At 41.1% G+C, this 23,657-nt stretch carries 18 protein-coding genes; 6 read left to right on the top strand and 12 right to left on the bottom strand.

Annotated elements, in window-relative coordinates; translation table 11 throughout:
- The 6 genes from WN50_RS18005 to glgA all read right to left on the bottom strand — a co-directional run.
- The coding region (locus tag WN50_RS18005) for a hypothetical protein (RefSeq protein WP_049560102.1) at nucleotides 1-198 on the bottom strand (198 nt) is incomplete at its 3' end.
- Between the two features lie 329 nt (nucleotides 199-527).
- Nucleotides 528-1,307 (bottom strand): amino acid ABC transporter ATP-binding protein, encoded by a 780-nt coding sequence (locus WN50_RS18000; protein ID WP_046280376.1) that lies wholly within the window; start codon nucleotides 1,305-1,307, stop codon nucleotides 528-530.
- Nucleotides 1,308-2,044: 737 nt separating this feature from the next.
- Entirely contained in the window at nucleotides 2,045-2,617 is a 573-nt protein-coding gene (locus WN50_RS17995) for a TerD family protein (protein ID WP_046278586.1), read from the bottom strand.
- Between the two features lie 260 nt (nucleotides 2,618-2,877).
- The gene (locus tag WN50_RS17990; protein ID WP_049560100.1) at nucleotides 2,878-4,230 is read right to left on the bottom strand and encodes an FAD-binding oxidoreductase; all 1,353 of its coding nucleotides are present in this window, start codon (nucleotides 4,228-4,230) and stop codon (nucleotides 2,878-2,880) included.
- A 66-nt stretch (nucleotides 4,231-4,296) separates the two neighbouring features.
- On the bottom strand, nucleotides 4,297-6,903 hold the full coding sequence (gene cphA / locus WN50_RS17985; RefSeq protein WP_046278588.1) for a cyanophycin synthetase: 2,607 nt from the start codon (nucleotides 6,901-6,903) through the stop codon (nucleotides 4,297-4,299).
- 264 nt (nucleotides 6,904-7,167) lie between these two features.
- Entirely contained in the window at nucleotides 7,168-8,592 is a 1,425-nt protein-coding gene (gene glgA, locus WN50_RS17980; protein WP_046278589.1) for a glycogen synthase GlgA, read from the bottom strand.
- Nucleotides 8,593-9,153: 561 nt separating this feature from the next.
- On the opposite strand from glgA, the gene WN50_RS17975 reads away from it, so the two are divergent.
- On the top strand, nucleotides 9,154-9,723 hold the full coding sequence (locus tag WN50_RS17975) for a hypothetical protein (RefSeq protein WP_049560098.1): 570 nt from the start codon (nucleotides 9,154-9,156) through the stop codon (nucleotides 9,721-9,723).
- A 113-nt stretch (nucleotides 9,724-9,836) separates the two neighbouring features.
- Here the strand turns inward: WN50_RS17975 and WN50_RS17970 are convergent, their stop codons facing one another.
- The gene (locus WN50_RS17970; RefSeq protein WP_046278590.1) at nucleotides 9,837-10,529 is read right to left on the bottom strand and encodes a glycoside hydrolase family 108 protein; all 693 of its coding nucleotides are present in this window, start codon (nucleotides 10,527-10,529) and stop codon (nucleotides 9,837-9,839) included.
- 173 nt (nucleotides 10,530-10,702) lie between these two features.
- A complete protein-coding gene (hemC, locus tag WN50_RS17965; RefSeq protein WP_046278591.1) occupies nucleotides 10,703-11,668 on the bottom strand; it encodes a hydroxymethylbilane synthase in 966 nt (321 codons plus the stop codon).
- Between the two features lie 184 nt (nucleotides 11,669-11,852).
- Between hemC and WN50_RS17960 the strand changes: the two genes are divergently transcribed.
- The 5 genes from WN50_RS17960 (at nucleotide 11,853) to WN50_RS17940 (ending at nucleotide 15,051) form a co-directional block, all read left to right on the top strand.
- The gene (locus tag WN50_RS17960) at nucleotides 11,853-12,755 is read left to right on the top strand and encodes a hypothetical protein (RefSeq protein WP_046278592.1); all 903 of its coding nucleotides are present in this window, start codon (nucleotides 11,853-11,855) and stop codon (nucleotides 12,753-12,755) included.
- A 93-nt stretch (nucleotides 12,756-12,848) separates the two neighbouring features.
- Nucleotides 12,849-13,151: a hypothetical protein gene (locus WN50_RS17955; protein WP_046278593.1), complete on the top strand. Its 303-nt coding sequence runs from the start codon at nucleotides 12,849-12,851 to the stop codon at nucleotides 13,149-13,151.
- Nucleotides 13,152-13,711: 560 nt separating this feature from the next.
- Nucleotides 13,712-13,945: a hypothetical protein gene (locus WN50_RS17950; RefSeq protein ID WP_046278599.1), complete on the top strand. Its 234-nt coding sequence runs from the start codon at nucleotides 13,712-13,714 to the stop codon at nucleotides 13,943-13,945.
- Between the two features lie 208 nt (nucleotides 13,946-14,153).
- Nucleotides 14,154-14,357, top strand: a complete 204-nt coding sequence (locus WN50_RS17945) for a hypothetical protein (RefSeq protein WP_046278594.1) — start codon at nucleotides 14,154-14,156, stop codon at nucleotides 14,355-14,357.
- 442 nt (nucleotides 14,358-14,799) lie between these two features.
- On the top strand, nucleotides 14,800-15,051 hold the full coding sequence (locus WN50_RS17940; RefSeq protein ID WP_046278595.1) for a Nif11-like leader peptide family RiPP precursor: 252 nt from the start codon (nucleotides 14,800-14,802) through the stop codon (nucleotides 15,049-15,051).
- A gap of 228 nt (nucleotides 15,052-15,279) precedes the next feature.
- On the opposite strand, the gene WN50_RS17935 is transcribed toward WN50_RS17940, so the two are convergent.
- The 4 genes from WN50_RS17935 to WN50_RS17920 all read right to left on the bottom strand — a co-directional run bounded on the left by WN50_RS17935 (nucleotide 15,280) and on the right by WN50_RS17920 (nucleotide 23,496).
- Nucleotides 15,280-17,946 carry an NHLP bacteriocin export ABC transporter permease/ATPase subunit gene (locus WN50_RS17935; protein ID WP_200906309.1) on the bottom strand — a complete coding sequence of 889 codons (2,667 nt, stop codon included), beginning with the start codon at nucleotides 17,944-17,946 and terminating at the stop codon, nucleotides 15,280-15,282.
- Nucleotides 17,947-18,004: 58 nt separating this feature from the next.
- A complete protein-coding gene (locus WN50_RS17930; protein WP_342586767.1) occupies nucleotides 18,005-20,221 on the bottom strand; it encodes an NHLP family bacteriocin export ABC transporter peptidase/permease/ATPase subunit in 2,217 nt (738 codons plus the stop codon).
- 64 nt (nucleotides 20,222-20,285) lie between these two features.
- Entirely contained in the window at nucleotides 20,286-21,905 is a 1,620-nt protein-coding gene (locus tag WN50_RS17925; protein WP_046278596.1) for an NHLP bacteriocin system secretion protein, read from the bottom strand.
- A 115-nt stretch (nucleotides 21,906-22,020) separates the two neighbouring features.
- On the bottom strand, nucleotides 22,021-23,496 hold the full coding sequence (locus WN50_RS17920; protein ID WP_046278597.1) for a hypothetical protein: 1,476 nt from the start codon (nucleotides 23,494-23,496) through the stop codon (nucleotides 22,021-22,023).
- Nucleotides 23,497-23,657: the final 161 nt, after the last annotated feature.

The following is a 23,657-nucleotide window of genomic DNA, read 5'->3' as shown; positions in this document are numbered from 1 at the left end:
ATCCTCTAATGCAGACAGATCAATGGGTTCAGACGGTTGAGGTTGAGCTTTTTTCAACTTCTCTAAACGGGAGACAGGCGGGGGAGCGGGAGGTTCAGGAACAGGCTCTTTAAAGGCTTCTAGCAGTTGTTGTTCCAGCGAGTTCAAAAAGTTCTCAGCCGCATGACGGCGTAAATCTCGCTGCTTTTTCTCATCCATAATGGGGTGACTCCTATTCAACAAGGGTTAATTGACTGTGAGCTTAGGGATAACAATGTACAACTCAACCGAAAATTAGAGTTGAATGTACGCCTGTCAATGGTACGATGACATGAACCATCAGATTTCAGCTTCACCTGGGTTAAGGTATGCCCATACACTAACACTTACACCCCATTGATGATAGACGAACCATGCCGCCATTTTGTGCAGTTTGACACATCAAAACTCTCAACTCTTTCAAGATGTCGCTAGAATTCACTTCCCTTTTTTACAAGCTTGAACGCCACTTTTCCGCATCAAGACCTTGTATTCTCAGTTTCTCGCTTTTAGAGAATTTGAGATAAGAATTTTTTCGTGCGTTCCTCTTTCGGATTGCTGAAAAAGGCTTCTGGAGTTCCTTCTTCAACCAACACCCCATCTGACATTAACACAACTCGATCGGCAACTTCCCGCGCAAACCCAACTTCATGGGTGACACAAACCATCGTCATTCCCTCACTCGCTAGGGTTCGCATGACATCCAAAACTTCTCGCACCATTTCCGGATCTAAAGCGGATGTCGGTTCATCAAATAACATAATTTTCGGCTGCATCGCTAACGCTCGTGCGATCGCTACCCGTTGCTGTTGACCGCCTGATAACTGTCCGGGAAACTTTTTCGCCTGTTCTAGAATACCTACCCGTTCTAATAATTGTAAAGCAACTTCTTCGGCTTTTGCTTTCGGCCAGCGACGCACCCAGATCGGTGCAAGGGTGACATTTTGTAAAATACTCAGATGGGGAAATAAGTTAAACTGTTGAAACACCATCCCCACTTCTCGGCGAATTTCTTCAATATTCTTCAAGTCGTGAGAGAGGCTAATTCCATCGATGATAATACTTCCCTGCTGAAATTCTTCGAGGGCGTTAAACGTGCGAATAAAGGTTGATTTCCCTGAACCACTTGGCCCCATGATCACGACGACTTCCCCCCGTTTAACGGTGAGACTGACTCCTCGTAACGCATGAAAATGGTTTCCATACCATTTGTGAACGTCTGTTGCTACGATAGCGGCTTCATCAAGGGAGGATGGAGTAGAAGTTGTGTTTGTATAGGTTTTTGTCATCTTGGGTTAGGTTGATTTTTCAGAGTTGACGTTCAGTTGTTAATATTATCAAGGGTCTGTTGTCATTTGTCACAAACGACGAACAACCGCGTTGAGCAAAATCTTTTTAACATTTTGGATAGTCAAATTAGGTTCTGCTTTCTCCTTTTAATTGTATGCGCTTTTTTGTCTTTTCTGTCTGACCGATGAACTAACCAGATGGCTGATCACTCATCTTAGCCTAGTCGATTATCCATGAACCTTTTCAATTTCACCCAAAATAAAAGGGTGTTTTTATGATTTTAGGTTGGTGACGGGCGGGTTTATTAATGTTTATTTTAGGTTAACCAACATCGTGACGAACCCGCCCCTACATTTAAGAAAATGCTGAAATCAGCAACCAGGGAGAGTAGGGGCGGGTTCCGAAAAAATTGTTAAATCTAACAGCTCATTTCTGTAAACCCGCCCCACCCTAACAAATATTTTGGCAAAAAAAAGGGTTGTTTTATGATTTTAGGTTGGTGACGGGCGGGTTTATTAATGTTAATTCTGAGAACAAAAGCTCAATCCGAACCCGCCCCTACATTTAATACTGATAACTGATAACTGTATAACTGTAAACTGTAAAAACCCGCCCCTACGAAGAGGATTATTGATTAGTCGGATATCATATAAATTCCCGTCTGTTTAGGTAAAAGAGAAGCTCATTCGTTTTTATAAGCTCCTCTTTTATGCAAGTTTATTTTCTTAGATAAAATCTAAGAAGCGTATTTATCTACAAAACTTTGTAAGCCGGAGTTATAACCTTCTCCTACGGCTTGAAATCTCCACTCTCCATCTTTTTTATAAAGCCGACCAAACTCAATCGCAGTCTCTCTGGAAAAATCTTCTTCTAGTTCATATTTAGCAATTTCTTGTTGGGTGGTTTCATCGTAAATTCTGATAAAAGAATTGCGAACTTGTCCAAAGTTTTGACGTCTGGTGTCGGCTTCATGTATCGTCACAATAAAGATGATTTCTTGAACCGCAGCTTCAACCTGAGTTAAATCAATTTGAACGGTTTCGTCATCGCCTGCGCCCTCTCCTGTTCGACTATCTCCGAGATGTTTGACTGAACCATCGGGCGACTGTAAGTTATTGTAGAAGACAAAGTATTTTTCGTTGGGAATTTTCCCATTTGCTCCTAACATAAAGACGGAAGTATCCAAGTCAAACGCTGTACCTGTGTCTGTGGTGTTTGTATCCCATCCCAAACCTATCCCGGCTGTTTTTAATCCGGGCGCTTCTTTGGAGAGATTGATTCTTTCACCCTTGCTTAAATTAATCGCCATAATTGGATGTTAACTCTACTTGTTCATATTGTGGCATATTGAATGACTTAATAGAGCAATTATTAATTTTTCTAATCCGATTTTTGACTGAAATAGGTTTTGAATAATCAACAGAAGTATCACAGGTTGGATTCCGCCAATATATTGAATTAATTTGATTTCATAAAATTCACTCCATTGTAGGATGTGTTACCTGGAACTAACCCATCCTACTGCTTAAAAATTGATGCGTTACGCGATCGCAATAACGTATTTTACGTTTAATGTTCAAGCCACGCTTTCATTTTTCCGGGGTTTAATAAACCATGCGGATCAACTTGTTTTTTAAACTCTAATTGTTCAATATTAATCGTTTTCATTCCCCCATCTTCTAAAATATAAGTATGAGGATTAAAAATCAAAATTCCCTTGTCTTCGTGATAGCGAATAATCTCATTTAACCGTTCTTCTGTTGTAAACCGAACCACTTGTAATGCAGCCGGAAGCATTTGTCCTTGAGTTCTTAAATACTCTAAATGCAGCATCACTTCATCCCCAAAATGATGATAACAATGTTCGATTAATTTTAACTCAGGATCGAAGGGAAATAACGCCTGTAAATAGGTTAAAGAGGGGTCCGCACTACGAGCGTGTAATGTGGTATGATTCCAAGTATATTCAATAACGGTTGTGCCTTTATTGGCTTCTTGGGCTGATTTTTGATAGCAGATTTCACCGTTAAATTCTCGCACTAAATCTTGAAAGGCTTCTAAACTCGGTTCAGCAACGATTAATAATGCACAATGTTTTCCTTGAGGAATTTCTTCTCGAAAGGCTGCAAAATAAGAGGGAATGGGCGACGCACAAATACAGATTAATTTTTTGATCATTCCATCTGAATATCCTAACGCTTGACCAAAACGTGCCGAGTTCATAAAATCATCAAAAATCACAATGAATTCAGCCCAAGGATAAGCAGGGGCGAGGGGAATTTCTAAGGCGGTAATAATCCCATTGGTGCCATAAGCATGATTAACTTTTTGTACATCATCCCCTCTTAATTCTAGCACACGGGGTTCATCTTCCATCGTGACAACCCGCACCGCTTGCAGATTTCCGCGATCGCGTAATTGTCCATAATTAATCGAACCAATCCCCCCCCTCCCCCCCCCAATAAACCCGCCTATTGTTGCGGTTCGATAGGTTGAAGGAACCATGCGTAATTCCCAACCTTGTTCACGGGCTTGTTTATCAAAGGCGGCTAATTTTACTCCCGGTTCAACGGAAGCTAACCCCGGTTTTATCCAGTTAATTTGATTCATTTTGGATAAGTCTAAAACAATTCCGCCTTCTAGGGGAATACATTGCCCATAATTTCCAGTTCCCGCCCCTCGAACCGTGAGGGGAATTTGGTATTGAACGCAAATTTTAGCGACTTTTAAGACTTCGGTTTCGTTGAGGGGACGAACAACTAAATCAGCGATTTTATCCTGTAATAAGGGCTGTAAAATCGGGCTAAAGTGATAATAATCTTGGGAGAGTTTAGTCAGTTGGTTGCGATCGCGAATGATCTCTAGTCCCGAGAGTTCGTTACAAATTCCATCCCAGTTAATCGTTTGATTGGTTGGACTCATTGTATTTTGTCTAAAATTTTAATTCTTTGAAAAAATCATTGAGGGTAAAAACCCCCATTAAACAGATTACTGCAACAACGAGATCGCTCGTTTAACACTCTCTGGAAAAATCACGACTAAACTACCTTCTGAAGCTTCTGCTAAAGCGGCTTGAATGGCTTCCGTTTCATCCAAAATTTCCTCATATTTAAACTGAGGTTTTTCTTGGCAAATTCCCTCCCGAATTAAACGGGCTGCTTCTCCGCGAGGGCGATCGCGGGTATCATCATCTTCTTTGATAATCACCCAATCAAACATCTGAGTAGCTAACCGTCCTAATTCTTTTAAATCTTGATCACGGCGATTGCCAGGACCTCCAATCACCCCAATTCGTTCACCCTCTGACCACTGACGAATAAATTCACCAATCGCTTGATAACCCGCCGGATTGTGAGCATAATCAATTAAAACATGAAACTTGCCCAATTCAATCAAATTCATCCGCCCAGGAGTTTGGTCTAAAGAGACTTGAAACGTTCGTAATCCTGTACTAATATTTTCAACACTCACCCCCTGAACATAAGCCGCCAAACTCGCCGCTAACACATTGGAAATCATAAAAGAAACCAAACCCCGCAAAGTTGAAGGAACATTCACCATTTGTTCAACTTGGATGGTATCTTGTCCGTTGCAAAACGTTAGAAAACCCCCGTCATAAATCGCCGCAATTCCTCCTTTTCGCAGATGTTCTTGAATGATTGGATTTTCAGGATTCATGGAAAAATAAGCCACCTTTCCTTTGACCCATTTTGCCATATTTGCGACTAAGGGATCATCAGCATTCAACACCGCATAACCGTTTTCATCGGTGGCTTCAGCGACGACACTTTTCACCTGTGCCATCTCTTCGAGGGTGTTAATATCTTCTAACCCCAAATGATCGGCCGCCACATTTAAAACCACGCCCACATCCGAGCGATCAAATCCTAACCCCGACCTTAAAATTCCGCCTCTTGCTGTTTCTAATACTGCCACTTCAACGGTTGGATCATTGAGAATAATTTGAGCGCTTTGACGTCCGGTATTATCACCGGAATCTAACAAATATTCTCCGATATAAGTCCCGTCTGTTGTCGTATAACCAATCACTTTTTTAGTCTGTTTGAAAATATGAGCAATTAGACGAGTAGTGGTGGTTTTTCCATTGGTTCCGGTGATCGCAATAATGGGAATTCGATAAGCAGATCCCGGCGGATAAAGCATCTCTAAAATCGGAGACGTGACATCACGCGATTTTCCTTGACTGGGTTGTAGGTGCATTCGCAAACCCGGTGCAGCATTCACCTCAATAATCACCCCATCAACCTCTTTAAGAGGGCGACTAATATCTGTACAAGTGATATCAATTCCGGCAATATCTAACCCCACAATTTTAGCCGCTCGTTCAGCCATCCAAACGGTTTCCGGGTGAATTTCCTCAGTGCGATCAATGGCAATTCCACCTGTACTGAGGTTCGCTGTCGCTTTGAGATAACAGATTTCATCTTCTTCTAAAATGCTATCAAGAACATAGCCTTGTTGGGCAAGAACATCATCGGTATGACCATCTATTTCAATGCGAGTTAGAATATTTTCGTGACCATTTCCCCGATGAGGATGACGGTTTATGTCTTCGACTAATTCCTCAATCGTTGAGTGACCATCGCCAATTACATGAGCCGGAACTCGTTCAGCAACCGCTTCTACTTTACCATTAATCACTAAAACCCGATAATCTTGACCGCGATAAAATCGTTCAACTAAAATCCCGCCTGCTTTTGATTCTTCTTTCGCTAAATCATAGGCATTTTCTGCATCTTCCCAACTGTTAATATTTAAAGTAATTCCCCGTCCATGATTTCCATCAAGGGGTTTAATCACAATCGGAAAACCCCCAACCCGATCAATGGCATCTTCGAGTTCATCAAAATAATAAATCACTTCTCCGAGAGGTGTGGGTAAACAAGCTTCTCGCAGCAGGATTTTGGTGGCTTGTTTATCTCCTGCAAATTCAATTCCGAGAATGTGAGTTTGGTCAGTTTGAGCGGCTTGAATGCGACGCTGATATTTACCATAACCCAGTTGTACAACATGACGAACGGGTAATTCTTGCCAAGGAATCCCACGTTTTTGGGCTTGATTAACAATCGCTTCTGTTGTCGGGCCGAGGGCATCTTCGACTTGAATTTCTTGTAAATCTTCGAGATCAATTTCCAGTTCAACTTGCGGATAATAGCTTTGATCGATTAAACTCTGACACAGACGCAAAGCCGCCCTAGCCGCATAGCGTCCCGCCCGAGGATTTTTATACTCAAAAGCCACCCGATAAATTTCAGGCGTAGCGCTGGGGCGAGTCCGACCAAAAGAAACAGGCATTTGTGCTAAAATTTGCAACTCAAGGGCAACGTGTTGAATCACCTGTGCGATGGAGATTCCCTCTTGCATCTGTTGCAAAAAGCCGCCCCGATACCCCCGAGATCCGTGATGTTCGATCAAACCGGGAAGCGTCTTAACGAGTTGATTGTAGAAGTCGGGGATCTGGTTGGAGAGGCGATCGCTGAGGTCTTCTACATCGAGTTGAATGACGATCAGATGAGGATGATTGATACTCCAGAAGTTTGGGCCGTAAAGGGTTTGTGTTTTGAGGATTTTCATAGTTGCCGCCTGCTATGCCTTGAAATGAATATAAGCTATTGTTATTTTTGCTAATGCTTCTACTGTCTCACACTTAGAGGATCTTCTACTTCCACTCTGAGAAACATAAAACAATCAATAGGGTGATCTGATTATCTGTTCGGCTTGGTGCGAGCGAGGGTGGAAGTATCGGCACTTTCGAGTTCACAGACACTTTACGGGCAAAGCGTTCAAAATTCAAGTTAAATCATCGACTTAAAAGCTTGAACTTTGAACGCTTGAAAACTAAACCGTTACACTAGAAGTTGGGCTTTGTTCGGCGGGTTGTCCATCGTATTGAGTTCCCAGAACTCGGTTATAGATTTTGATGTACTCGTAAGCTGACTTTTCCCAACTAAAGTTTTGCCACATTCCCCGTTGTTGCAGCTTTTTCCATTGGTCTTTATGACGATAGGCTTCTAACGCACGAATCATCGCTGTGAGGAAGTCCATCGGTTCATAACGATCAAAACAGTAACCCGTACCCGTATCATTCGTAGGGTCATTGTAGGAAACCGTATCAACGAGTCCACCTGTACGCCGGACAATGGGAACACAGCCATAACGCATCGCTAACATTTGGCTAATTCCGCAAGGTTCAAAGCGACTGGGCATGATCAAGGCATCGCAACCCGAATAAATCCGCCGAGATAAGGCTTCATTAAACAGAATATGACTCGCCATCCGACCCGGATAACGAGACGCCATCTGCCACATTTGGGTTTCATAATAGCGATCGCCTGTTCCCAAAACCACAAGCTGGGCATCGGTATAAGACAAGAACTGATCCATAATTTGAATCACCAGATCAAGTCCTTTTTGTTCAACCAGTCGGCTGACCATCCCGATCAAAAATACGCCGGAGTCTACGACTAACCCCAGTTCTTCTTGCAATGCGATCTTATTGGCTTTACGTCGATCAATGGTATCGGCGTTATAGTTTTCGACAATAAAGCGATCGGTTTCCGGGTTATAGGTTTCGACATCGATACCGTTGAGAACACCTGAGAGTTTACCACTGACAAAAGAGAGTAAACCTTCAAGAGTTTCACCGTAAGCAGCCGTTTGAATTTGTTCGGCATAGGTGGGAGAAACGGTTGTCACTTCATCAGCAAACTGTACCGCCGCCGCCATGACGTTATGACCTTCCATGTACCAAGGACACCAGGTAATCCGTTCCAGGAACCACCGCCAAGGCCCTTGATAGGCTAAATTGTGAATGGTGAAAATGGTTTTAACGTCTGGGGTTTCGTTCATCCAGACTGGAATCATGGCTGTGTGCCAGTCGTGGCAGTGAATAATCTCCGGTTTCCAGTAATTCCAGGTAAATTCAGCCGCACCATTGGCAAATAAGGTGAAACGCCACTCTTCGTCTTCTCCGTAGTAGACACGACGAGGCATAAAGGAAGGATGCCCAAACAGGTAGAGTGGTACGTCTGATTTTGGCAGTCTCGTTTCATAGACTGCAAATTTTTGATACATGGCATTTCCCCACCAAATGGGTTCGGTGGGAATTTCCAGTTTATCGGGGAGGAAACCGTAATAGGGCATGAATACCCTGACATCGTGTCCCATTGCCCGCAGCACTTTTGGTAAAGCGCCGACGACATCTCCCATGCCACCCACTTTAGCCAAAGGTGAGGCTTCAGCAGCTACAAATAGAATTCGCATGATTGACTTTGCGTTCCGGTACTATGCTTCGTAAGTCACCATAGTTCCAAGTTTGATCAACAAGTGAGACAAAGACTTGGTTTGGATAGAGTTTTGATTTCTATCTGGGCGAACTACACACCCTAATCATCTCCTGACACAAGCGGTTTGCTTCTTCGTGTGTCGGCTAACTCTATTGAGTTTATCGCCTACTCACGGTTGTCTTTCAACAGCAGCAGTCAAACTGAGAGGCTAGATCAAAATTTGGCCCTAACAGCAGTCACCTGTGAGAAGACAGACTCTACCCCTCAATCGACGATTGGTCGGTTTGAGATTCTCAACGATTCTACCGTATTTCTTAACATTTCTATTGATGGGTTTTGATCTCGTCAGAAAGCCGACTGTTTGAATATTTTGATACAGTAGAGGCCTATTCAACTCAGTTAGGCTAGACGGATTATAGCAGCCCTCTATTTCTTATTGTATGTTGGAAATAGGGTCGATTACTTTTGGGTCAAGACAAACTCACACCAATCTTGTTTCTTTTGCCCTATTTACCATCATGTTTGAGGATTATCAAAAATGCAACGAGATCAATTGCTTGATTCTGGGTGTCAAGGGGAGCCTCATAGCAATTTCTTCAATCACTGCAATCCTATCACTTTTTTCTTTGTCTTAATAATTAGCCTATTTAATACTCCCTTGCAGGTGCAGATGGCGCTCGCTCATCCCATCAATCAGTCCAAATCTGATTCGGTTATTGCTCAGTCTTTTCAACCGGGAACACCTTTTCTGGCCAATGGCACTTATCTCTATGGCCAATCTCCCCAACGGGATCAACTGGGTCAGGCTTACATGGTGTTTGAGGTTAATCAGGGTCGGATGGTGGGTGCTTTCTATATGCCGCATTCTTCGTTTGATTGTTTTTGGGGGACTCCTCAAGGCAATGGGTTAGCTTTAACCGTGATCGATAGTTACACTCAAGAAACACATCCCTACGCGATTGGTTTTAATCCCTCAGTTGTGGCAGCCTCCACTTCCGGGGGCGCAGATCAGAGCGTTTCTCTAGAGGGATTTTACCCGATTGAGTCTATAAGTCAAGCGGATCGCAAAATTTTGGAGGTTTGTAAGTCGGATTTGAATCAAAGATAAGCGGGAAGCAAAAGGCTAGATTCATTACTAGACAAGGGTTGTGCTAATTGGGAACCCTTTTTAATCAAGCCGCAGAATTTTTAAAGATTTCTGACATTTGCTGCTTTTTCTCCTCAATTCTCTGATTTCCCTTCTACGACTTTGGACTGCTTGAGTTCATCTAAGACGTCTTGGAGTAAGTTGATCGCTTGCTCTAATTTGTCTACAATATTTGGGGAATTGCGATCGCCTGAAATGGTTTCCATCGGAGCCGGAGTTTGAGTTTGTGAATCTTCTTGCAGTTGCGAGAGATAACGCAATAAATCCCGATCCCGTTTTAGCCATCCTTCGAGAAAGATTTCCTGAGAAGCGTTCACTTGTACTCGTTGATAGCGATAATTAATCCGCGCTTGACAATAGCGTTGAGCCGTTTCAAAGGTGTTATTCTGTTCTAAAGCGGCTTGGGTTTTCGGGCCAAAACTCCCGTCTATTGTTAATCCCCCAATGGCTTCTTGTAGAAATTCAACACTTCCTTTAACGTTAAAATTCACAGCCGTATCAAAATGAGCAACAGCCAAAGGTAACACCATCAAGTCTGCTTTTGAGGGTTTCCAATACATCTCTAAGTAAACTTGTTCAACTTCTGAGGGAGTAATATCAACCACTGATTTTAACGGTAAACCTTGACGGCGGCGATAGGTGTCAAACGTCGCCTGTGTAATGCCATATTGGATAACACCGCCTAAATCTTGGGGATGTCCGGCGCCGCCTTCCCATTTGAGGGTAAACTTCAAAGCCGTTAGAAAAGGATCAAGTTTTTCAGTCATAGGGGTGAGGAGTTAGAAAAGATATTGTTATCGTTCTTTCTAATTCCTCATTTCTCCCACCTAATCCTTATAAAACAGTTGACTGTAAGGGGCGGGTTTATCAAAGTTTTTCAGGGGAAGATCTAGATTTGTTCGGAACCCGCCCCTACATCAGTGATCCGGTGTTCACTGAATTACTGCCGTTGAATTTCCGCAAAGATTTGATCTAAAATTTCCTTAGCGCCTTGTTCTCTTAAACGATGAGCCAGATCAATTCCCAATTGTTCGGCGTTGCTTGCTTCTCCAATAACGGTATCTCGAATGAGGCGTTTTCCGTCTAAACTGGCAACCATTCCGATGAGAGTCAATTGGTTATTTTCCACTTGGCTATTTACACCAATGGGAACCTGACAACCGCCTTCTAATTCTCGTAAAAAAGCCCGTTCAGCGTGACAACGTTGGGCGGTGGGAGTATGTTCTAAGACTTTGATCACTTCTAAAATATTCTCATCCCCATCCCGACATTCTATGCCTAAAGCCCCTTGTCCAACAGCGTGTAGGGAAACATCAGAGGAAATAATTTGATGAATGCGATCGCCCATTCCTAAACGTGTCAGTCCAGCCACTGCTAAAATAATCGCATCATAGCCGCCTTCGTCGAGTTTTTCCAGGCGAGTGTTGAGGTTGCCGCGAATATCTTTAAATTCAAAATGGGGGAAGTGGTGACGCAGTTGGGCGAGTCTCCGCAGAGAAGAAGTCCCAATAACCGCACCTTCAGGAAGGGTTTCCAGTTGTTTGTCTTTGTGTTTTTCGTGAACAACTAACGCATCTGCGGGATCTTCCCGTTCCGTGACGCATCCTAACATTAATCCTTCGGGGAGGTTTGTCGGCAAATCTTTGAGGGAGTGAACGGCGATGTCGGTTTCATGGTTGAGCATCCCGACTTCGAGTTCTTTGGTAAAGAGTCCTTTATCCCCAATTTTAGCAAGAGCCACATCAAGGATTTTATCACCCTGGGTAGACATGGTATGCACTTCAAATTCGATATCGGGGAAGTGCTTCTGAAGTTCGGCTTGCACCCAATAGGTTTGGACGAGTGCGAGTTGACTTTTGCGTGAACCGATCCGAACGGTTCGACTGGGGGCAGATACGGTTGTCATGCTGTGTGCGATCGCTTGTTATCGTTGCTTTTTTTTGTCCATTCTTTAGCGTACCGCAACGGGGGACGTCGGTTGGTGTTTGGCAAAAAATTAGTAACTATCCTTAACACTTGTCTGTTATCAGCCTCTATAGTGTAAGAAGGCTGTATTTAAAGTTTTAAATTGACATTTAGAGGAATTTAACATGGTTAAAACAGATAATGAGACAGTAGAGAAAATTGCTCAACTGATAGAAAATTTGCCTAGTGATTCCTTTCTCAGCTTGGATTTAACTGAAGATCAAAAACAGTATTGGGATGAATTGAGAGATAGTAATGCTCTTGTTGCCAAAGCTTGGAGAACTCTGTTTAGTAGTAAAGCATCTCTACAAGCGTCTAAATTTGAACAGTATTGTGAAGATCAAGGTATTGCTCCCATGAAAACAAAGGCTGCTTTTCAAGTTGCAAAATCTTATAAACTTTTATGGGAAGTCGTTATCCTCGGAGAAAAGTATACTTACCAAGTTCATTCAGCACTTCCTATGTTTCTATCTAACTTCAACCAAGATCAATCTGAAGAAAGTAAGTTTCTTCAAAAGATTTTCTCGGGTTTAGCCAAAGAAAAATATAGATTCCAGTCTGATCAAGATTTATTCGAGCAAATTTTAATAGAAGACACAGACCTAGTATTTATGGAGTGCTTGACTGATTATTCTGTCGCCTCAATTCCCAAGTCAAAGAAAGTTTTAAAGACCGTTGAAAAATTATGTATTAACTACAATCCTCGTCATCTTAATCTTATAGAGTCAAAGCTTGAACTTAAAAACTTTCTTCATTACATCAGTGTACAGAAAATTAAATATTCATGGAAAGAGCTTTTATTATTTTCATGTGCTGTATTCATAATAGCTGAATCATCTACAAAAAATCAATTACTTAGTGATAAACTGACTGAATACTACAATACGACATCCGAACTTATCACTTTAAGTTTTACGGCTTTTCGCAAACGTAAATCACAGAATGGGAAAAAGCCTAACTCCTATCAATGGATTAATGGAGAAAGACTTTCTGGTTGTGAGGAAGGTGGAACTTATCGCAAGCCTTAACAAAACTTCATATCTGGATCACACTTACTCTGTCGTCTGGAAGTCCGTACTAAGTTAGAAGAATCAACCCTACTGTTATTGGAAAAGAGTATTATGACTCAATCTTCCCTACCTGTTCAGTTGCTTAGTCTTGCGGCGAACCAGCCAAACCCGCTTGAATTCCTCGAAAAATGCGATCAAGTGTTAGAGAAGATGTTGAAGCTAATGGTAGTTGAGGAACACGTTAAATCTCGTCAGTTTGAACAATTACACCGAGTTGAGGATAAAGAATCTAAAGAACAGATTCAACAATTGGAAATGCTTAACCGAACTCAGGCGGAGAGGATTCAAGAATTAGAATGTTTACAAAATCCTTATTCAAATGATGGGGATGCAATTTGTAACTTTGAGTTCTAAAAAACGGAACTAATTCATCTGTAGGTTGGTGTCGAGTTGACGAGACCCAACATTTTGAGAGGATTTTTGGGTTTCACTTTGTTCAACCCAACCTACTACTTGTGTTCTAATTTATTTGTAGGTTGGTGTCGAGTTCACGAGACCCAACAGTCTGAGAGGATTTTTGGGTTTCACTTTGTTCAACCCAACCTACTACTAATTTATTTGTAGGTTGGTGTCGAGTTCACGAGACCCAACATTCTCAGAGGATTTTTGGGTTTCACTTTGTTCAACCCAACCTACTACTAATTCATCTGTAGGTTGGTGTCGAGTTAACGAGACCCAACATTTTGAGAGGATTTTTGGGTTTCACTTTGTTCAACCCAACCTACTACTAATTTATTTGTAGGTTGGTGTCGAGTTGACGAGACCCAACATTTTGAGAGGATTTTTGGGTTTCACTTTGTTCAACCCAACCTACTACTGTTCAGTTACTCGATATTTATACCCTTTTGGATAGATGAAGCATTAACGAGATTGAGTCAATATGAGTTAAAACTTAGCTAATGGAGATTAACTCTATGGTTGCTACTGGAAACTCCAAGGCTGTCAGCGATCTTGAGTACGATTTGATTGCCTTGTTAAAGAACAAATCTGAAGCCGTTCAGATTTATAACACCTATATCGAAGACGCGCAGAATACTGACTCTGACGCTTGTGTGGAACTGTTCAAGAAATTACAACAGCAAGAGCGCCAGCAAGCTGAGGAAGTTCGTCGTCATCTTCAGGAAGTGATGCAGAAGGGTAAAATGTAAGCCTTTTGGATACTCCCAGTTAGTAAAGTGGTCAGTTGTCCGTTATCAATAGTCAGTTGATGACTGGCTACTGACCATCAGTGTCCGATGTCTGCATAAACGCATTCAAGTTAGACCCATTAGATCAGTAGAGGGGTGAGTTGCCGAACATTTTGGTAAGAACACAACTCTAAACAAACACACACTGGAGTCTTGAAGGAAAGCCATTATGGAAACCAACAATTCATTGTTTCAACAGACATCAGAGTTAACCGCTCAGGAAGCAGAAAACGCCACCAGCCAAGAATTAAATGATTCTGAACTTGATGCGATCGCAGGGGGCTTTATTATTATTGAAGCTACTGGCCCAGCACCGTCTTGGTTGCCCACTAGCAAGGGCATTATGCAAAAATACAAAGGGCTGTTCGGATAATTCCTTGTAACTTAAAGCGTTCTTTGGCGACTGGAATTGAGTATCTTGATTAATTGTTTATTAACAGGATACCGTTCTATGCAGTCGCCTATTCTCGTTGAAAAAATGATCGTGATTTTCAAGAGAAATAATAACGCTACAAAGCGCTCTTGCAAGGGTAATATGATATCCGAGTAATCAACGATCATACTGTAGGGGCGGGTTGGTGCATTGATCTTGACGACCACTCCGAGATTGAGTTAAACCCGCCCCACCCCCATAACAATATTAATCAACTGGACATCATATCAATTGACTGACAATTTTTTTTCGCTTTTACTGTTCGGATCTGCATAATCCCGTTCAAGTTCTACCCATTAGATTAGTAGAGGGGTGAGTTGCCTAAAATTTTGGTAAGAACACAACTCGAAAAAACAATCTCTATGATCACAGGAGAAATGTCATGTCTACTGCGACTCTCAATCAGTTTTACCAAGAAGTTCTGTCCGATGCTGCTTTGCAACAGCACTTTCAATCGGTTAATAGCCAAGAAGAAATCGTTAATCTGGCAGTTGAGTTAAGCCAAGAAAAGGGCTACAGTTTCACTTCAAAAGAAGTAGAAGAATGGCTCAATGCCAACAGTTCCAACGGAGGCAGTGCCGAGTTAAAAGATGAAGAATTGGAAGCTGTTGCTGGAGGGTTTTTTCGTTGGTAGTAGTAGTAACTTGGACAGCAAAAAGTTACATTTGTACGACAACTAAGCGCTCAGAGTAGCTAGAGTGTTCTAGTAATAGGGGAGGCAAAGAAACATTTGTACAAATACTTCTTTGTCTCTCATCTCGTTAAGCTTTTGGATCGGATGCCAGCCCAAGCAATTGAGCTTTTTATCCTGCTAATTTATTGGGGTTGCCAGTTTTCCGAAAAAACAAGAATTCAACATTTTCTACTGCAACTGTCGCGCCACTAATCGAGAAAATAAACCGCCTCGCTGAAGCAGTTGATCAAACGAACCTATTTCTACTAAACGCCCCGATTCTATCACATAAATTCGGTCTGCATTGCGAATGGTACTGAGACGATGAGCGATCACAATTCTAGTCGCATTCAACCGCTCTAAACTTTCAGAAACAATCGCTTGGGTGCGGTTATCCAAAGCGCTAGTTGCTTCATCCATTAACACAATTTTTGGCTTTAAAACCATCGCCCGGGCAATTAATAACCTCTGTTTTTGTCCTCCCGAAAGATTCGTTCCTCCCTCGCTAACAACCGTGTGTATTCCCATCGGCATTTGCTCAAGATCGGCAGCTAAACCCGCCATTTGCGCCGCTTCCCAAGCTTCTTCTAATGTTACCAATGCGCCGCAGGTAATATTATCAAAGACTGGACCCGCATTAATTCGACCATTTTGTAACACTGCGCCTAACTGTCGTCGAACCGCTTGAATATCCAATCCTGCCAAATCTTTATCATCATAATAAATATTACCACTTTCGGGCGTTTCAAATCCTAATAATAAACGAAATAGTGTTGATTTTCCACTCCCAGACGGGCCGACAATGGCGATAAATTCTCCGGGTTCTGCATGAATTGTGATATCATTTAAAATTAAAGCCCCATTTTCTTGATAGCGAAAAATAACCCGATCCATTACTATTTTTCCCCTTAACCGACCCGGATCGGCTTTGGTTGGGTCTGATTCTATTGTTCCCTGTACAATTGGTTTCGCCCGTTCCCAAAGGGGTACAATTCCTAAGATATCAGTCAGGGTATTACTCAAGTCTGTTACGCCGGAAATAAAGGTTCCAAATGCCGAATTAAACGCTATAAATGTCCCCATATTTAGCCCAGTGTTCCCTTGAGTTTTAGCCGCTTCTATGAACACAATCGCAAACCAAAAAATTAGAATAGAACTGAGTAAAGGTAACACTTCATTAAACACCGAAATGCTGTCATTAATCCCTTGAATATTAGCTTTTAATTTGATGCGCTGGCTGTATTTTTTCGCCCAAGCTGCAAAAGCCCGTTCTTCTGCGGTTGCTACTCGTAATTTTGAGACACCGTTAATGAGTTCTACGGTGAGTCCGTTAATCTCTCCCTCGACTGTTTCTTGCTGTCTTTCTTGACGAATTAAAAGCATACTTGATAAGCCTGTAACAATAACTGCTATTCCCGTTAAACCCACTCCGACTAAGGCAAGTTTCCAGCTATAAAATAACATTAAGCCTAAATTTAGCAGGGAAAATACTGCATTTAAAAGAGTGCGTTGGGTAGCGCCACTAATTAATTGACGAATTTGGCTAACGGCCATTAATCGAGTTAATAAATCGCCCGATGAATAACAGCGAAAAAATGCGGGTTTTAACTTCAACATTCGATCCCAAACCGCAGGCTGTAAGGCACTATCCGCAGCATTTTCTACTCGGAGTGACAGAATAGCTTGAGCCATACCAAAGGCAGATTTTCCAATAGTAACGGCAACTAATACTAATCCAATTTGCCATAATAAAAGGCGATCGCTATCGGGAATTGCATCATTAACTAAAATCGCTGTTGCTTGGGGTATAGCCATGCCTAACAACGTTGCGATGATTCCCAATACAACGATTTCAATAATATTTTTTTCGTAACCTTTTATGCCAAACTGAAATAATTCCGCAGCGTGATGAATGACTGGCGGTAACGGTCGATAAAACATAAAACTCTCGGGTGAGAGTGTTTGCGCGACTGCTTTTGTTACTCGGGTTCGAGTTCGTTCAACGGGGTCGAATAAAACGTAATGATTCCCTTTTTCGGGTAACAATGCAACGGGTCTTTTATTGGTGTGAATATAAGCTAATAAAGGCCCGTGTTCCTGTTTCCACCAATTGCCGGTTAGTAACACTCGACGGGTGCGAAATTGAGAAGCGCGAGCGATGGCTTCTAATGGATTTTTTAACCGACTAAAATCTTCGGATTCTGCCGGAGGATTTATGATAATTCCTGTGGCTCGACCGACCGCACCTGATGCAATGAGTAGGGGTGTTCCTTCTAGAAAAACTTCGGTTTCGGGAGGATGTAAAACCCCCGTTAATTGTTTAAAGGCGGTTTCGGTGACGTTTTTATTAAGGTGTTCTCGCTCTTGAAATTGGCGGAATTTTTCTTCTTTTTTCTTGATTTCTTCTAAGTGTAAATGGTAAAACAAAAAGTGATGAAATTCAGCGAGTTTTGATGAGGAAATCTCTAAGTTTTTGGGAAGTTTACTGTTGAGGGGTAAATCGGGAATTGCCAGTTTTTCCCAATGGTTTACCCAACCCGACAAAAGAGCAAAACTAGAGCGATCGCCTGTTCTAATCTGAGTGATAAAATCTTCAATATTTAAAGCGCTTAATTCGGTTTCTTCGAGTGCGATCGCCAGGATACCCCGTCCATCTTTGGGAGTTGAACCAAATAATGCTTCTCCTGCATTAACACCAAACAAATATCGACGATTGCCTTTTGGTTCTTGGCCTTCAAAAACAGTTGTAAACACGGCTAAAGAACCAGAATTAACTATCCATATCGTTTGCGGTTCGTTCAATAATAGCGGTTGATTTCCTTGAATTCGATAAACTTGGGGAATCAAATTCACCATTGTTTTTCCTCAGTTATTAATCAGCAAAATAATTATAAAGCGTAAATTTATATTCAAATTAAACAATATTATCGCCAATTAAACGGGCATAAATTCCGTCTTGGTAGCGTAATTCTTCGTGAGTTCCGCGTTGAACAATCTTACCTCTTTCTAGAACAATAATTTCATCACAATCGCGAATTGTACTGAGACGATGAGCAACTACAATGCAAGAACAACCCCGTTTTTGTAAGTTGCGATCGATCATTAATTCCGTTTCCGCATCCAAGGCGCTGGTTGCTTCATCTAACACTAAAACTGCCGGATTTCTGACCAACGCTCTGGCGATTTCAAAACGCTGTCTTTCTCCGCCACTGATGTTCATTCCCCCTTCATTAAGAATAGCATTATATCCCCCCGGCAGATTTAAAATACTATCGTGAATTCTGGCATCCAAACAAGCTTTTACTAAATCTTCTTCGGGTATTGTTGCATCCCAAAGTGTAAGGTTTTCCCGGACTGTTCCCGCAAATAAAAAGATATCTTGCTCGACCATTGCGAGTGAATTAGCGAGAATAGAACGGGGATAATGCGATCGCGAAATACCATCTAATAAAATTTGCCCGTCCCAAGGTTTATAAAGTCCTGTTATCAACTTTGCCACCGTCGATTTTCCCGAACCACTACCGCCAACTAAAGCGATTCTTTGACCGGGTTTTAAACTCAAACTTAAATTTTCAATTAAGGGAGAATCTAAGCGGTTATAGCCAAAACTAACCTGACGTAATTCAAGATAACCTTGCAGTTGAAAAGAGTCTTGAGTAATCAAAAAATCAGGAACATTATCAGTTTTATTCTGATTATATTTTAGTTCTCGCTCGACTTCTACATCAATCGGATTTTGCAGTACATCATCAAGTCGGTTTAAATCTGCTTCTAATTCTTGCAGGGTACTACCAAAATTAACAAGATTGTTAATTGGACTTAAAAATTGCTGGGTTAGACTTTGATAAGCGATTAACATTCCAATCGTCAGACTACCATTCATCACCCGCAAACCTCCAATAATTAAGATAAAAGCTGTTGCCAACGTCGTTAAAAATACGGGTAATATTGATAGAATTTGAGTAGGTAATGCTAATTGTTGTTGAGCGTTGATCATTTGAGCGTAGTAGCCGGCAAACTTAGAAAATAAATCTAATTCTAAACCGCTTGCTTTCACCGTTTCTATGGCTTGAATTCCACCGACTGCAACGCCGCTAACTTTGCCAGTTTCTTGTACAAGTCTGGTGTTTGTCTCAACACGACTGCGGGATAAAGCTTGCAAGGCGAAGAAGTTTAACGCAGCAAAAACAATCGCCACACCCGTTAATACCCAGTCGTAGAGAAGCATAATTAGGGCGTAGAAAACTATCATTATAGAATCGATTACCGTAGTCGCCAATCTCCCCGATAAAACATCTGCAACTTTGTCATTTAATTGGCTGCGACTGCTAATTTCTCCGGCAAATCTTTGGGCATAAAATTCGGCGGGTAAGCGCAGGGTATGCCAAAGAAACTGTCCCGACATCGAAACAGAAAGTTTAAGCATGAGTCGCCGCAGATAAAAAAGTCGTAACCGTGCGAGTAACCCTTGGGTAATCGCAATAAATAACATTCCGAGTATCAATGGACGCAACCAATCTATTCGGTTTTCTACGAGTATTTCATCGATAAAAATTTGACTAAATGCGGGAATAGCCAAACGGGGAATTGTTAGGAACAATCCGGCAACTAAGCAATAAAAGATCGCCCATAATGAAGGCTTTAAACGGGAGGCTAAAGATCGGGAAATACTCAGTTTTTTTCCCGTTTTTGTAAATTCATTTCCCCGTTCAAAGATGAGAACAACACCCGTGTAAGCTTGTCGGAATTCATCTGGCGAAACCGTTCTTCTTCCGACAGCAGGATCATTAAGATAAACTCGGTTTTTCCCAAAACCTTCTACAACCAAAAAATGATTAAAATTCCAGAAAACGATATAGGGAGGAACAATATTTTTGAGATCTTCTATGGTTTTTTTGAATCCTTTCGCATTTAATTTATATAATCTTGCCGCTTTTAAAATATTAGAAGCTTTGCTCCCATCCCGCGAAACTCCACACTCGCGCCGCAGTTCAATTAGAGGTACAATACAACGATAATAACTGAGGATAATTCCTAATGCTGCTGCACCACATTCCACCGCTTCCATTTGTAAAACAACGGGAGTACGAACGGGACGACATTTATATTTTTGCCATAATTTTAAAATCAAAATAATAAACCTCAATGATTCTCTATTTGGGGTTTTATTTTCACTTTTAACGTTTAACTCGCATTTAGTAAATACCCGTTAAAGATCTAAAAATTGGCATCACATAAGAAATTGGTGCAACTTGTCCGATTTGTACTCGAACTTGAGCGGTAGTACCCGTAGAAATTTGTAAAGCCGGCCCGTTTGAGGAAGACAATTCGTATTCGCTAATATTACTTTTATCTTCTTCTAGTTTCACAAAAACCTGGATGAGCGCCGCATTATTAGAAACACTTTGAGCCAGGTTATTCGCCAAGTTTTCATTGCCAATAAGTACAGACATTTCTTGCTTTGTGACTGGGAAAGGTGAAACTTGGGTAACTTGACCAATAATACCTCCGTAGCGTTCCCGTTTAACAACACTTGGTGTTACTTGTACCGTCATCCCCGGCTTAATTTGTTTGCCATCTTTGTCAGAAAAATAAACAACACTGAGCATTTTTTTATCAGGGTTTTCTGCTTCTATTGACCCCAAAGAATTGCCAACATTCACAAATTGACCTGAAACGGCACTCAGTTCTAATACTCGACCATCGTATTGACTGATCACTTTGCTATCTTTTTTTAATTGCAGTTCTAGCTGGGCAATTTGGCGTTTAATTTCTTCAATTTCATTGGTTTTATCAATCTCCTTTTCTAAATTTTGTTGAACGAGTTTTGCTTTTTCGGCTTCAATTTCTTGCTGTTTGGTTTGAATTTCGTCAATTTGATTCAAAGTTTGTAAATATTCTCGTTCGGCATTAGTTTTTTCAACTTTAATTTGTTGAATGTTATTTTTAATTTCATTCACTTTGTTGAGATTTTGTAAGTATTCTCTATCGGTATTCGTTTTTTGAACGTCGAGTTCTTTTAACTGCGTTTCAATATTTGACACTTGTGTTTGAGTATCCAAGAGTTCTCGTTTGGCTTGCAGTAGCACATCTTGACTAATAGCATTCTCAACCTCAAACAGATAAAGACGGTTTTCATATCGTTGTTTTAGGGTTTCTAGTATCGAACTAAAATCTTCTTTTTGCCTGACCAAATTTAGGCGTTTTTGCTCTAGTGCTGTGAGCGTTTGTTGGTGTAGAACGGGTGCAATTTTTTCTCGTTCTAGACTTTCTTCAAGGCTTTGGCGTTTTTGCTCGAGCGCTGCGAGGGTTTGTTGATGAAGCATGGGTGTAACTGACTCTCGACGCAGGCTTTCTTCAAGATCTGCCTGTTGCTGTTTAAGGGTTTTTAATTGCAGTTCAATTTGCTGTTTTTGTAGGCGATCAGTATTTTTATTTTGCCCTTGAAGTTGAGCTAATTTAGTCTTTTCTTGCTCTAATTGTTGCTTGAGATTGGATTGATCGATGATGCCAATTTCCTCTCCTTTTTTAATCACATCTCCCGGCTCTATTTTAAGGTTTAAAAGTTGACCTGCACTCGGCGCTTGAAACTGCACGACATGGCGGGGGCGAATAAAGACACCTTGACCTGTTACATTCAGGGGTATTCGTCCAACGATGCTCCAAACTCCTGCAACTATTAATAAAAAACCAATTGTACTCAGGGGCAACCAAGCTCTAGGGTTAACCACTTGCATCATTTGGTCTAGCTGATCGGTTGATGATAGGCGATCGAGCGCTTCTTGAGTAAACAATTTATTTTCTTTTGTCTGCATTTGCCCATCCTTTTTTACTTAAATTAACGGAGTAACAGCCCGATCAAAAATTTGATTATTTCTCAGTTAAATTGTTGACAACAATGTTGTCTTAAAAAAGAAGTTTCCTAATTTTTTAATAGATCAGCCATCGATCAACAAAATCAAATACTTTCTGATACACGGGTTGAATTGAATCTTCGGGTAAGTTGAAATTGATTTTTAATTGGGACGCAAAAGCTTTAACAAAAGCTTTTTTTTGTTTAAATGTCTTTCTCCGATGTTTTTTAAATTGAATTTTATGGGCTTTTTGTTGACAAATTAAACAGTCTTCTGCACAGTGGAATTGGTGGCTTGTTGGTTCTAAAATTGAGTGTAATAAGTCTTGGCAGTGGGACTGAAAGCAATCATGCAAAGCGGCTTTAATTCTTTCTAAATCTTGTTCACAATTGATCGGGTTATTGGGATGAGCTTGATTCCATTCCTGGGTAAAATTTTTGAAAATGTTTTTGTTATAGTTTGCTAAATGTCGAGCCACTTGATACTGCTTTTGGAGTTCGGGATACTTACTTTTCATTACGGTGGCAATTTCACTTTGAGTTAAGTTTAATCCCTGCCAAAGTATCAGCATAATTTTTCCAGTTTCGGGAATAGCCGTAAATAATTTAGAAACAAGTAATTGCACCTGCTGCCTTTCCTCTTCCTGAACGATAATATCCCAAGGCGTGAGAGTGAGATCGGAGATATTATTGCATTCTTCGAGAGGACAAAACTGCTTTGTTCGATAATTCCGCGCTGCTTTTATACAAGTTGCTAGCATCTCTTGAATTTTGTCTTCGTTAACGACTATCCTTGGTAGATCTAGCTGATTAAGTCGCCGATTGTAGTCATCCGTAATTTGTTTTAAATCTTCCGGCTCTGGAGGTTTTAAATGACGCTTGGAGAACTCTTTTTGGGCTTGGTAATTTTTATTAAAGCTTTGCCAAGCCAGTCCATATAAATCAATTTCTAATTCGGCAATTCCTTGACTTATTAAAGCCGATTTTAATTCTTTAAAAGTCAAGTTTTTTAACAGTCCATAGTCGCCAAACTTTTCACTTTTAGCCTCTAAGTTTTGTTGATAAATTTTATCTCTAATAAAACGAAAAATTGCCGTTTTTGCATAAGCGATAATGTTAGATTCCGGCTGTTCTAAATTAAAATTTTTGAAAAGTTTAGCCGGGAGATTGGCAAAGGAAGAAGCGATCTGAAAATATTCTTCTAGGGGGTATTTGTGTCTCAGTAATTTGTATTTATGGTAACTCTTTTTGGCGGCCCAAAGACAAGCTTCTTGTAAGTAAGCTGATAAATGTCTTGCTGTTATAAAAGTAGAGATTTCTAACGTTTGAGAACAGGCGATCGCTTCGGCTTCTTTACTACTTTCAGGCGGGGATACCTCTCTAAGCGTTTTTAGGAAGCATCTCGCCCAAAATTCTTCTTTAGCCTCTGGATCTGACTCCACTAGGCGTTTCATCTGTTGTTCTAATTGCGGGTCTGCTTGCCAAGTGAATTGGCGATCGCCAAAGCTGAGAAAAGTCGAGAATTTCTGCACGATATTTTCTCGTTTATTCATAAAATTTTCTGGCAATGACATAAAACCACAGTACAGGGATCAACCCAGGAATGGGACTAACCCATCGTTTAGTTTTCAACCTATACCAAAGATCAGGTCATCAACTTACCCAAAGTAGAGGGAACAACCTGAACTTTTTGATCAGAAAAAAACCCTCACCC

This window comes from Limnoraphis robusta CS-951 (assembly GCF_000972705.2).
This window is presented reverse-complemented; position numbering and strand designations above follow the sequence as displayed.

Coding starts and splice junctions, on each gene's coding strand:
- WN50_RS18000 (WP_046280376.1), bottom strand. CDS start 1,307: ATGACAAAAACCTATACAAACACAACTTCTACTCCATCCTCCCTTGAT.
- WN50_RS17995 (WP_046278586.1), bottom strand. CDS start 2,617: ATGGCGATTAATTTAAGCAAGGGTGAAAGAATCAATCTCTCCAAAGAA.
- WN50_RS17990 (WP_049560100.1), bottom strand. CDS start 4,230: ATGAGTCCAACCAATCAAACGATTAACTGGGATGGAATTTGTAACGAA.
- cphA (WP_046278588.1), bottom strand. CDS start 6,903: ATGAAAATCCTCAAAACACAAACCCTTTACGGCCCAAACTTCTGGAGT.
- glgA (WP_046278589.1), bottom strand. CDS start 8,592: ATGCGAATTCTATTTGTAGCTGCTGAAGCCTCACCTTTGGCTAAAGTG.
- WN50_RS17975 (WP_049560098.1), top strand. CDS start 9,154: ATGCAACGAGATCAATTGCTTGATTCTGGGTGTCAAGGGGAGCCTCAT.
- WN50_RS17970 (WP_046278590.1), bottom strand. CDS start 10,529: ATGACTGAAAAACTTGATCCTTTTCTAACGGCTTTGAAGTTTACCCTC.
- hemC (WP_046278591.1), bottom strand. CDS start 11,668: ATGACAACCGTATCTGCCCCCAGTCGAACCGTTCGGATCGGTTCACGC.
- WN50_RS17960 (WP_046278592.1), top strand. CDS start 11,853: ATGGTTAAAACAGATAATGAGACAGTAGAGAAAATTGCTCAACTGATA.
- WN50_RS17955 (WP_046278593.1), top strand. CDS start 12,849: ATGACTCAATCTTCCCTACCTGTTCAGTTGCTTAGTCTTGCGGCGAAC.
- WN50_RS17950 (WP_046278599.1), top strand. CDS start 13,712: ATGGTTGCTACTGGAAACTCCAAGGCTGTCAGCGATCTTGAGTACGAT.
- WN50_RS17945 (WP_046278594.1), top strand. CDS start 14,154: ATGGAAACCAACAATTCATTGTTTCAACAGACATCAGAGTTAACCGCT.
- WN50_RS17940 (WP_046278595.1), top strand. CDS start 14,800: ATGTCTACTGCGACTCTCAATCAGTTTTACCAAGAAGTTCTGTCCGAT.
- WN50_RS17935 (WP_200906309.1), bottom strand. CDS start 17,946: ATGGTGAATTTGATTCCCCAAGTTTATCGAATTCAAGGAAATCAACCG.
- WN50_RS17925 (WP_046278596.1), bottom strand. CDS start 21,905: ATGCAGACAAAAGAAAATAAATTGTTTACTCAAGAAGCGCTCGATCGC.
- WN50_RS17920 (WP_046278597.1), bottom strand. CDS start 23,496: ATGAATAAACGAGAAAATATCGTGCAGAAATTCTCGACTTTTCTCAGC.